Source organism: Butyrivibrio sp., from assembly GCF_024699075.1.
Genome location: NZ_JAILQF010000258.1, coordinates 1 through 11,477 on the forward strand (window position 1 = coordinate 1; position 11,477 = coordinate 11,477).

Here is an 11,477-nt window from a genome sequence, read left to right on the forward strand (position 1 = left end):
TTTTTGGAGGAATACATATAAATCTGTACAACCTGCTTATCATCAGAACAAAGAGCACTGGAATACAGTTATCTTAGATGGTTCTATCCCCGATGAAGATATCAAAAGAATGATAGCAGAAAGCTATGACCTTGTTACAGACTCTCCAACAAAGCGAATTTATGAAGCAGTAAAAAGAATTCCTAAGGGAAAAGTGGCAACCTATGCTCAGGTAGCGAAGATGGCAGGGAATCCCAAGATGTGCAGGGCAGTTGGGAATGCTTTACATAAGAACCCGGATTTTGAAAAAATTCCATGCTACAGAGTTGTAAACTCCAAGGGAGAACTTGCCGGAGAATACGCCTTTGGAGGTGCCTGGGCCCAGAAAGAATTATTAGAAGCAGACGGAATAGAAGTCATTGATGGCAAAGTTGATCTTTCAAAATATGCGATTGAGATATGATGATTTAGATATGGTCACGAAAATATATTATGATTAAAATATTCTGATGGAATACAGAAATAGGGATGATGCATTAAAGGGAGAGGAACGATAATGGGTTCATTGCTGTTAGCAGTTATATATTTAATCTTTATAAGTCTGGGATTACCTGATTCCCTTCTTGGATCGGGCTGGCCTAAGATGCAGGTCGCATTCAACGTCCCATCATCATATGCAGGATATGTATCCATGACCATATCGTTCATGACGATCATATCAGCGCTTTTAAGCCCGAAGATCATAAAGAGGTTCCATACGAAATGGATAGTGATAGTATCTATCTTTTTAACGATACTGGGACTTCTTGGATTTTCAGTATCTACGCAGTACTGGATGCTGTTCGTGATCGCTATTCCATATGGGCTAGGAGCCGGTGCGATTGATGCATCAGTTAATCATTATGTTGCCAATCATTATTCGGGAGCTGCGATGAATTTCCTGCACTGTTTTTATGGTGTGGGTGCGGTTATAAGTCCGTATATCATGGCGCTTGCCCTTGACCGCGCCAGATGGAATGAAGGATATCGCTGGACAGCTTTTTTGCAGACAGGAATACTGCTTGTATGCATCATATCACTCCCTCTTTGGAAAAAGAGCGAAAGCGATTCTGATGATGAAGCGATAAAAGACAGTGCTGGTATAAGGGAAACACTTAAAGTATCAGGAGTGATCCTTACACTGATAGCATTTTTTGCCTATTGTGCAGGTGAGGCGACATGTTTCTTGTGGACACCCAGCTATTTTGCAGGAACAAGGCAAGGACTAAGTGATGGTCTGATCGCATCCTTTGGGTCGCTTATCTTTGGTGGCCTGATGATCGGAAGGCTGATATCAGGATTTATCTCCAATAAGCTTGGAGACAGGCTCCTTATCCGGATTGGAATTGCAGTTGAACTTCTTGGCATAATAATGGTATTCATACCTGATATGCACTATATTTTTACAGCGATAGGATTTGTTGTCATCGGAACCGGAATGGGACCTGTATATCCGGCAATCCAGCATATGGCTCCGACCAACTTTGGAAAAAGATATTCTGCAGCAGCAATCGGACTGCAGATGGCATCTGCTTATGTCGGAAGTACATTTATGCCAATGGTGTTTGGAGTATTACAGCAGCTTGTCGGAATCGCCATCATGCCGTTTTACCTGCTGATCTTTGCGATTTTGAATATCAGCATGCTGGAAATGGCGTATCGACAGATTGCCTTGAGGTAACAATAAATTGGCCTATTTACTTGTCTTTTGGAACGACGTGTTAAAAGTCATAGAAATGGAATTAAGAATATAGCAAATAGAATATAGAGGGGGGATTTTTCATGTATAAAGCAAATGAAAACAGATATGAAACAATGAAATACAACAGATGCGGAAAGTCAGGCCTGTTATTACCCGCTGTATCATTAGGATTATGGCATAATTTTGGCGATACAAGCAGTTACGCTAATATGGTCGACTTATGCCTCACAGCATTCGACAACGGCATCACTCACTTTGATCTTGCCAATAATTATGGCCCAAGTGACGGCGCCGCTGAGAAGAACTTCGGAAGAATACTAAAAGAATACCTACTGCCATACAGGGATGAGATGATCATTTCTACAAAAGCCGGCTACTATATGTGGCCGGGACCTTATGGCGACCACGGAAGCAGAAAATATCTTATCGCAAGTATCGACCAGTCTCTAAAAAGAATGGGACTTGATTATGTTGATATTTTCTATCATCATCGTCCAGATCCTGATACTCCTCTGGAAGAAACTATGCTGGCTCTTGCTGATATTGTAAGATCAGGCATGGCTCTTTATGTTGGTCTTTCAAACTACGACGGCCCTCGTCTTGAAGAGGCGACGCAGATTCTTGATGAACTTCACGTTCCTTTCATTATCAACCAGAACCGTTATAACATCCTGGATAGAACTATTGAAAAGAACGGACTTAAAGAAACTTCAAAACACCTTGGAAAGGGCATCATCTGCTTTTCACCTCTTGCACAGGGTATGCTTACAGATAGATATTTTAATGGTATACCAGCTGACAGCCGAGTAAAGACTGATGGAAGATTCTTAAAAGAAGACCAGATCTCAAAAGAAATAATTGATAACCTTAAAAAGATGAATGAGATTGCGTCAGATCGAGGCCAGACACTTGCTGAAATGGCTCTTGCATGGTGCTTGAAGGATGATAGTATCACTTCTGTGATCATAGGCGCTTCCAAGACTTCTCAGATACTTGATAATATCAAAGCAGCTGAGAAAACTGTATTTACACAAGATGAGCTTAAGGCTATAGACAGTTTATCCTTTTAATGGTTTTTGCAAATAGATATGAAAACCAGAGCAGCTCTTAAAAGGGCTGCTCTATTATTCTGCCATGAATTGACCGATATACGTACATTGAAATACATCCGGAGTTCATGGAAGAACTCCTTATTTCTGAACATGTACTAGATACATCCACAAATCGGAGTAAAGGGTTAATGATATGGCGAGAATATTAAATGTGATTATAGTAATACTTGAATGTATAGGACTGTATTTGAGTATTAGTAAAAGCGGATCATTTAAGAAGTTGTTGATCTATTATACCCAGCTATCTAATCTGCTTACACTTTGTTCATCCTTGTTATTCGTGATATTTGGCCCTAAAGACCTGGTTGAGATCGTGCGCTATGTTAGCGTATGCATGATGATAATGACTTTACTTGTCACAGTCTTTGTCTTAGTGCCAATGTCCGGCAAGGTCGAAGAACTACTCTTTTCAGGAAGCGGACTATATTATCATCTGATCATACCTATTCTGACAACTATAACCTTTTTGTTTGTAGAAGAGGAAGTATCCTATGCCTTTGTATGGATCACACCAGTATTAACGCTTATCTATGGCATAATCATGTTGATCATGAACTATAAAGAAAAACTCGAAGGCCCCTATCCATTCTTCAAGATAAGAAAACAGGGCGTTAAGGCAACTATTATATGGATGGCAGTCTTAATGGTCGTTATAAGCACAATCTCTGCGCTTGTGTTAATATGATATAAAAAAGATTATAAAAGGTTGCCATGAGATTAAAGAATAACTATACTCGGACATTAAGTATGTTAACAAGCTAATGACTCACAGCTGGGGCCAGAAAGTAGTAAGGTTCTACGACCTAGATGGCAATCTGATAGAAGTGGGAACTCCTATGTGATTGATAACAGATATTTTATATGTGCGAACTTTCTGTATTTTAATGAAATATATTATTTATAAGCCGCTTCCTGGCGGCTTTTTTAATTGTAAAAATCAGAAATAGAGGCTCATACTGAATTTGTCAACATAGTCATTTTAAGGTAAAATTAACAAGCTTAAAAAAGTTTTATCTGGGGAATGAATAATGAAAGATTATAAGAAAAAACAAAGAGAAAATATTCTAATTACCGGCTTTTTTGTTATTATCGCAGTGATAATGGCTGTACTTCTTGGCCGTTCTGGCTCTCCCGATAATAAAGAGATGAATTATATATGCTCTTTTTGGCGGGACTTTTTATATGTTTCTCCCAAAGAATATGCCATGCAGGGAATCATTTCAGGCTTTACTGGAAAATCGCATAAAGACCTCGAAAATGGCTCTTATCTTATGGATGACGGTAACTTGTTTTTGTTCGATAACAGCCAAGGAAAGTATGGAATTGCGAATGAAAACGGGGAATGGATTGTAGAACCGGCATATATGGAGTTTGATTTTCAGTATAGTGATAAGGGAATCATTATTACTAAGGCAGATGAGTACAAAAATTATGGCGTGATGGATCTTAATTATAATTTATTGATTGATCCAATTTACGATAATATTTCAGTTTATGAAGATCTGATTTCTGTAAATGAAGGCGATAAATATAATTGCGGTGTTTTTGATTTAAATGGAAACATGGTTGTTGAGCCAATATACAATGAAGTTAAAATTTATAATGATTGTATTTGCGCCAGATTAGATGATGATTACAGAGGTACATATATATTATTTGATCGTAAAGGAAATGAACTTGCAAGGTATAATAGCGATTTGATTTTGGTATATAACAAAGCTATAACAGTTCGTTTTGTAGAAGATGAAACCTGTTATTTTGGAGTTTATGATCATTCCGGAAATACGATTCTTGAGCCAATATATGAAGATGTTGATGTATTTGAAGATATCGAAAGAATGATCGTTAAGGACAGTGATAATAATTACTACTTACTGGATTTTGAGTGTAATGATGTTTTAGGTGGCCCTTGCAAATATATTGACTATCCTACACATAAGGATGATGATTATGCATTTATAATAGAAGATCAAAATAGTAATTATAATATCTGTGATAAAGATGGAAATATATTAGTGGATGGCAATTATGATTACTTGCATAATTTGTACGGCAGTAATGAGTACTTTGTAGCAGAGATAGATGGAAAAGAAGGCCTGATCGATATCGATGGGAATATCTATATTGATTTCAAATATGATGATCTTGAGAGTGTGGACGGTTATGAAGACATCCTTGTGGCTAGTATTGATGGAAAAGAAGGCTTGATCGATATCTATGGAAATATCTATATTGATTTCAAATATGACTATCTTGAAAGTGTGAATGGTTACGAAGATATTTTTGTGGCTGGTATTGATGGAAAAAAAGGCATGATAGACATATCTGGGAACATATTAATTGATTTTAATTATAAAGATATCTATGAAATTGAAGATGCCCAAGGCCAAAAAGCTGGTCATTATATTGTTATTACAGAAAATAATTATATAGGAGTTGCAGAAGGCAGCGAAATCGTTATTGAGCCTCAGAACTATAAATTATACACAAGTGGATCATATGAATATTGTGAGTATTTATACATTTCTGATTATAATATCTTATTCTTTCCATATGATTATGGTAAATGGGTAATCTTGAAAGAAGGTCAAGATCCTGTGGAAGTCACCTGTGGACAATTAAAATATCTTGGTGCAGATATTTTTCTTGGAGAATTTACTGGCTACAAAGAATATGAAATGGTGTATAGTTCAGATGGAAATTATGAATATAAATATAAAGATTTCCTGATAGATAGTAGTGGTCAGATCATATTTGAATTTGATGGCCGTAAATATAATGCTGATACAGCAACTTTTGAGGGAAAGACACTAATTGCAATAAATGATCCTGATTCAGCTATTATTATATATGATGGAAACACAGTATTAGATTCAGAGTATTGTGGCAATTTCTGCCGCGCAACGAGTGAAGGATATGTGTATTATTCCATTGGTGATGGCCGTTACAATATTTATGATTATAAGGGCGAGTATATTGGAACTGGAGAACTTCCTTAATATTGAAATAAATACTTTTTAATATAATTGCGAAAGACCTGTTTTCACATAGTTCTTTAAAGGTGAAAAGATAACAGGAGAAATGGTTTTAGTAATGAAAGATAGTAAAGAAGTAAAAAAACGTAAAAAATCGTTTATTATACCAATAATATATATTGTTTATATACCACTTTCTTTTTATAGTTATGTGTTTTTTAGTGCTATAGGATCAGCAAATGTGCTGCCTTTATACATAATTGATCTTGTAAAAATATTAGTTATAATGCTTTTTTCTCACTATATACTTAAAACGTGTACTCACGTTAATCCAAAAAGTAATCCAAGTAAATATTTTATTATGTTTGCAGGATTTTGCTTCCTTGAATTTGTTTATACTATTTGCAGGCATGGTAAGTTTTATTATGGCATCAGTTCTTTTATAGCTGAGTATGTTGGTTTTTTGGTGTTAGAAATAATAACTGAGTCGATAGGATTATATAAAATACATGATGATTATAATGAAGATATAAAAAACATATGGTTAACCACTAATGTCGTTACGGCTGGGTCTTTTATTATAATGATGTTATATTGTGTTGTAAGTAAAGGCTATTTGACGTCTATTGATATAGGATTTGCTATTATGGCGGGGTGCTCACTGCTATTTAGAGAAATTGGCAGATTCAGATTTTTGCGTAGTTACATAAATCGTGTAAATAATGCTTAATTATGCAGTCAAGACCAGCCTGAGAGTATATAATAGATATAAGGTATTATGGTTATAAACTAATATATAACGATGGTTCGAGGTGATTGCATGAATATACTTGTTATAAACGGGTCTCCAAAAGGCGAGAACAGTATTACTTATCAGACTATGTTATATGCGGAGGCGCTTTATAACAAGCACGAGTACAAAGTTATTCATGCAGGCGCTAAGATTAAGCAGCTTGAAAAAGACTTCTCTGAAGCCAAGTTAATGCTTAATGGTCGGATCTTCTTGTCTTTACTTATCCAGTATACACATTCCTTGCGCCTTCTCAGCTTCACAGATTTATAGAGTTGGTCAAAGAAAATAAGATTGACCTTTCCGGGAAATTTGCAACGCAAATTTCAACTTCCAAGCATTTCTACGATACAACAGCCCATGAGTATATACGCGAAAACTGCCTCGATTTAGGCCTTTATTATATTAGAGGCCTTTCAGCAGACATGGGCGATCTTCTGAACAAAAAGGGACAGCGTGAAGCCAAAGCTTTCTTTAGACATGTCCTTTGGTCGGTTATAAACGGGCAAAAGGAAATGGCTGTAAACTTAAAATCCGAAGCTCCTTTACTTAGCGCTTCGCTAAATAATATTCCTGATATAAAACCAAAAGAAAAAATTAAAGAAATAGATAAAAATAAAGAAAAAGAAATCGATAAAGAAATCGATAAAGAAATCGATAAAGAAAAAGAAATAGCCTTGGTCGCTGATTATGGCCCGGATGATCATGTGCTTAAATCCATGATCGACAGATTTGTAAAAGCGATGCCATACAAAATTGAAGTAGTGAACATCAGGGACTTCAATTTCTTCGGAGGCTGTATTGGATGTTTTAACTGTGCTGCATCCGGTATATGTATCTATAAAGACGGCTTTGACACCCTTCTTAGAGACAGGATCCAAAAAACTGCTGCCACAGTTTATGCTTTTAAGATCAAGGATCACTCCATGGGATCCCGCTTTAAGATGTATGATGATCGTCAGTTCTGCAATGGCCATCGTACAGTGACAATGGGAAAGCCAGTTGGATATCTTATTGATGGACATCTTCAGGTAGAAAACAACTTAAAGACTCTCATCGAAGGCCGTTCTCAGGTTGGAGGCAACCCACTTGCAGGCATCGCTACAAATGAGTTTGATGTGGACAAACAGATAGATATACTGTGCAAAGAACTGGATTATATCCTTATACATAAATATAAACAGCCCGCTAATTTCTACGGCGTAGGCGGAATGAAGATATTCAGGGACCTTATCTACAAGATGCAGGGCCTCATGCGTGAAGACCACAGATTCTACAAAGAACATGGCTTCTATGATTTTCCTCAGAAAGATAAAGGCATGATAGTCGGAATGTATCTTGTCGGCGCCATGATGAAGAGCAGCTTCTTTAAGAAAAAATCAGTCAAGATGACTGAAGGCATGCTGCTGCCTTATAAGAAGATAATAGAGAAAGCTGGATTATAAGATGAGAAAGTCGATACAAGATATATAGTGTTACATGATATAGATGATGTTACTATGAATTGGTAGAACAAGGATGAGCTAATCATTGTCAATTTTAAATTCATAGATGAGTAATTAGGTTAATAATGAAATAAATAGTATATCGAGTATTAAAACCAGAAAAACTAGACTAATCCTACGAGGCGGAGAAAGTTACCACGAACGAGACAGATGAAAGATACAGCGTTGCCGAAGAGGCAATTTTCGATGCATTTTTTATAATCCTTAAGGAAAAAGAGATAGATAAGATCACTGTTTCAGATGTGATCAAGAAGGCGGGACTTGTAAGAAGTACCTTCTATAATCATTACGAGAATATCCCTGCCCTTATAACGGCAGCAGAAGATAAGACTATCGATAATATATTCACTATGATGGAAAGCTTTCATCCCAAGGATGACAGAGCCATGTGCAAGTCATTCTTTATATCAATCTGTAACTATACAAAAGATAATCTTTTTCTTTCAACACTTCTGCATAGCCCAAGAGGAAATATCTTTTTTGAAAAAATGATGGGCATGTTCAATAAGTATATAAGCACCGTGCCGCTTGATGGATCAAAGCTTCAGACTCCGGAACATGCCAAGTACCTTGTTGCAGGAAGTATCGGTAATACCATAGCCGTCCTTCACAAATGGTCATCCTCCGGCTTTGAATTGCCGGAAGATGAAGTGGCAGAGCTGTTAACCAAAGTTTTTGTAACAGGAGTTCTTCCTTATTTGAGATCCTAAGAAAGTTCGTATAAAAGGTCTTTATGACTTAAAAGCATAATTGTTACTCTTAGAAAATTGATTTTGATTAGAAATGATAATCAGATCATTCTAAAAGTAATCTTATGACTTAAATATTTTATCAAGTAGTTGGAAGTCCTTCGTAACTTCAAAATGTTAAGCAGGTTCGTCCAAAAGAGCCTTCTGTCTTAAAATTTTCCTTGTCGTATTTCGTGCAAATGGATTCTGCCTTACAACAAGGCGGGAGATTTTTCTATAAGTGGGCTGAGATCTGTTAAAGTCGTCAAGAACCTTTTGAAGTTCTGACCTCACAGTGTCTTCATCCCATTTTTTCTTGTTGACAATATCCTGATTAGGATAGATCCTTGCTGTAAGGATATTGTCTTCACCTGTTATTACGACTTCATCGATAAGCTTGTGCAGTGCCAGCTTATTTTCAATCTCTTCAGGAGAAATATTCTCGCCATTTGAAAGGATTATCAGATTCTTGACCCTTCCGTTGATGTATAAGAATCCGTCTTCATCAAGGTATCCCTTATCACCTGTGTGGAGCCAGCCGTCTTTAAGCGTTTCAGCGGTCTCCTGTGGCATCTTATAATAGCCCTTCATAACACTTGTAGAGCGGACGAGGACTTCGCCATCTTCAAATGATACCTGTGCGTTCTTAAGGACTTTGCCGACAGAGCCTGGCTTATGGGTGGTCGGATTATTTGAACTGATTACAGGAGAGCATTCTGACATACCATAGCCTTCATAAAGGTCTATTCCATAAGCGGCAAATTTATCTATATAGTATTCATCGAGATGAGCGCCGCCTACAAATATGGTCTTAAGATTACCACCAAAGACCTTCTGAGCCACCATCTTCTTAGGAAGAAGCTTTGATACGCTCTCAAGCTTTTTATAGATTGTTTCTACCATCATTGGAACCATAAGCATGACTTCCGGTTTGAATAGAGTCATGTTTTTGGCCATATGAAGGAATGAATCATTGATGCAGATGGTAGTTCCAAGGCTAAAGCCCTTAAGATAGTCCATTACAAGGCAGAAGGCATGATGTACAGGAAGTACGCTAAGAAGTGTTTTGCCAGGCTCGACATCATACTCAACGGACTCTACATTTGAGATAAGAGCTTTTTGAGAGAGCATGACACCCTTACTCTTGCCGGTAGTTCCTGATGTGAAGATGATCATGGCTGTATCATCGCCTTCATTTCCTGGGACATCATCAGCGTAATCTGACAATTCTTTTAATGTTTTTATACTGCTGATTCTATGGTGGTGATTTTCACTGATTTCATTGGATATCCTGGAATCAGTTACCTTACTTGAATCTTCGATATCACAGTTTATACTTGAGTTTGCTAAATGACTGTTTATATCTGAGCTTGTAGAATGACTGGCTGTGTTCGAAACAGTGGAATAGGCTGAAAATTCATGTTCTGAAATACTATGAAGTTTCGGATCAGAATATGCCTTTTTCTTAGAATCAAAATCATTTAATAAATATATCTTATTAACCTTAGGGCACTGTGCCAGAATCTTCTCAGCTAGGATCATATTTGACTCTTCAATAAATACGCCTTTAGAATCAGATCTTTTTACAAGATCTATAAGATCATCTGATGGAAGTAGCGGATCAAGCGGAATCGCAACATTGTTACCACTTGTGATCGCAAGATAGCTTTCCATCCAGCTTATAGAAGATGTCCCGATAAGGGCAAGGTGGCTTCCATTAAAGCCGTCAGCACTTAAGCTCTTACGGATCTTGGCTACGTTTTCAAAAAGACTTCCATAGGTGACCTGCATTATATTAGGGCCGGCTGTCCATTTGAGGGCAGGTATATCAGTATATTTAATTGCAGAACTGTCCACTAGCTGTCTGATTGAAAATTGCGGCGGCGCATTCTCGTGACTTTAGTCGTGAGTTAGCCGCCGAACCTTTTATTTAAAATATTAAGGACTTTACTGCCTTGTAACTTTAAAACAATACTTGAAAAAACATATGATATGTTGAACAATAGACTAAGGATAAATAATCGCAGGTTAAGTATGAATTTAAGATCCTTGTAAGTGTCATGGATGGTTTTTAAGTTTTGCGGCTTACAAGAACAAGTGTCCCAATAAGGCGGAGGTTAATATGTTTAGAAAAATGAGAAGATTCAGGCAGCAGCTGTCTGATGAAGAGACAATAGCGATTCTTGAAAAGGGAAAAACAGGAATTCTTGCAGTTAATGGAGATGATGGATATCCATATGCTGTTCCTCTTAATTATCTTTACAGAGATGGCAAAATAATAGTTCACGGAGCCAAGGCAGGACATAAGTATGATGCAATGCAAAAGAGCGATAAAGTGTCATTTTGCGTGATCGATAAAGATGAAGTTGTTCCGGATAAAGTAACTAACTATTTTAGAAGCGTAATAGTTTTTGGCAAAGTAAGGATAATTGAAGATGAAGCTTTGAGAAAAGAAGCTGCGCTTGCAATAGGCAGAAAGTTCTCACCTGAAGAAGCTGTTCAGGAAGATATGAACAGATCATATGCTAATGTTGTAATGTATGAAATAAGTATAGAGCATATGACAGGTAAAGAAGCAATTGAGCTTGTAGCTATGAAGGCAGCTCAGGCTAAAGAGAAAGAGTAAAGGCGGTAAATTTATAATGGC

11 protein-coding genes and 1 pseudogene are annotated in these 11,477 nt (G+C 37.0%); 11 read left to right on the forward strand and 1 reads right to left on the reverse strand.

Annotation, left to right across the window (positions count from 1 at the left end; translation table 11 throughout):
* From K6G87_RS10515 to K6G87_RS10560, 10 genes and pseudogenes are all read left to right on the forward strand, one after another.
* Nucleotides 1–442 (forward strand): methylated-DNA--[protein]-cysteine S-methyltransferase (locus K6G87_RS10515; protein WP_296836786.1); only part of this gene is annotated, 442 nt, incomplete at its 5' end.
* A gap of 93 nt (nt 443–535) precedes the next feature.
* The gene (locus K6G87_RS10520) at nt 536–1,699 is read left to right on the forward strand and encodes an MFS transporter (RefSeq protein WP_296836788.1); all 1,164 of its coding nucleotides are present in this window, start codon (nt 536–538) and stop codon (nt 1,697–1,699) included.
* Nucleotides 1,700–1,800: 101 nt separating this feature from the next.
* Complete coding sequence (locus tag K6G87_RS10525; protein ID WP_296836790.1) at nt 1,801–2,790, forward strand: aldo/keto reductase; 990 nt, start codon at nt 1,801–1,803, stop codon at nt 2,788–2,790.
* Between the two features lie 175 nt (nt 2,791–2,965).
* Nucleotides 2,966–3,517: a hypothetical protein gene (locus K6G87_RS10530; RefSeq protein WP_296836792.1), complete on the forward strand. Its 552-nt coding sequence runs from the start codon at nt 2,966–2,968 to the stop codon at nt 3,515–3,517.
* A gap of 43 nt (nt 3,518–3,560) precedes the next feature.
* Nucleotides 3,561–3,674 (forward strand): annotated as a pseudogene (locus K6G87_RS10535) (VOC family protein); the annotation flags it as partial.
* Between the two features lie 186 nt (nt 3,675–3,860).
* A complete protein-coding gene (locus K6G87_RS10540) occupies nt 3,861–5,831 on the forward strand; it encodes a WG repeat-containing protein (RefSeq protein WP_296836795.1) in 1,971 nt (656 codons plus the stop codon).
* Nucleotides 5,832–5,925: 94 nt separating this feature from the next.
* Nucleotides 5,926–6,537 carry a hypothetical protein gene (locus K6G87_RS10545; protein ID WP_296836798.1) on the forward strand — a complete coding sequence of 204 codons (612 nt, stop codon included), beginning with the start codon at nt 5,926–5,928 and terminating at the stop codon, nt 6,535–6,537.
* Between the two features lie 90 nt (nt 6,538–6,627).
* A complete protein-coding gene (locus K6G87_RS10550; protein WP_296836800.1) occupies nt 6,628–6,870 on the forward strand; it encodes a hypothetical protein in 243 nt (80 codons plus the stop codon).
* A 2-nt stretch (nt 6,871–6,872) separates the two neighbouring features.
* Nucleotides 6,873–8,042, forward strand: a complete 1,170-nt coding sequence (locus K6G87_RS10555) for an iron-sulfur protein (protein ID WP_296836803.1) — start codon at nt 6,873–6,875, stop codon at nt 8,040–8,042.
* A 302-nt stretch (nt 8,043–8,344) separates the two neighbouring features.
* A complete protein-coding gene (locus K6G87_RS10560; protein ID WP_296836806.1) occupies nt 8,345–8,812 on the forward strand; it encodes a TetR/AcrR family transcriptional regulator in 468 nt (155 codons plus the stop codon).
* A gap of 156 nt (nt 8,813–8,968) precedes the next feature.
* Here K6G87_RS10560 and K6G87_RS10565 read toward each other — a convergent pair whose 3' ends face one another.
* On the reverse strand, nt 8,969–10,687 hold the full coding sequence (locus K6G87_RS10565) for an AMP-binding protein (RefSeq protein WP_296836808.1): 1,719 nt from the start codon (nt 10,685–10,687) through the stop codon (nt 8,969–8,971).
* Between the two features lie 265 nt (nt 10,688–10,952).
* Between K6G87_RS10565 and K6G87_RS10570 the strand changes: the two genes are divergently transcribed.
* The gene (locus tag K6G87_RS10570) at nt 10,953–11,456 is read left to right on the forward strand and encodes a pyridoxamine 5'-phosphate oxidase family protein (RefSeq protein ID WP_296836810.1); all 504 of its coding nucleotides are present in this window, start codon (nt 10,953–10,955) and stop codon (nt 11,454–11,456) included.
* Nucleotides 11,457–11,477: the final 21 nt, after the last annotated feature.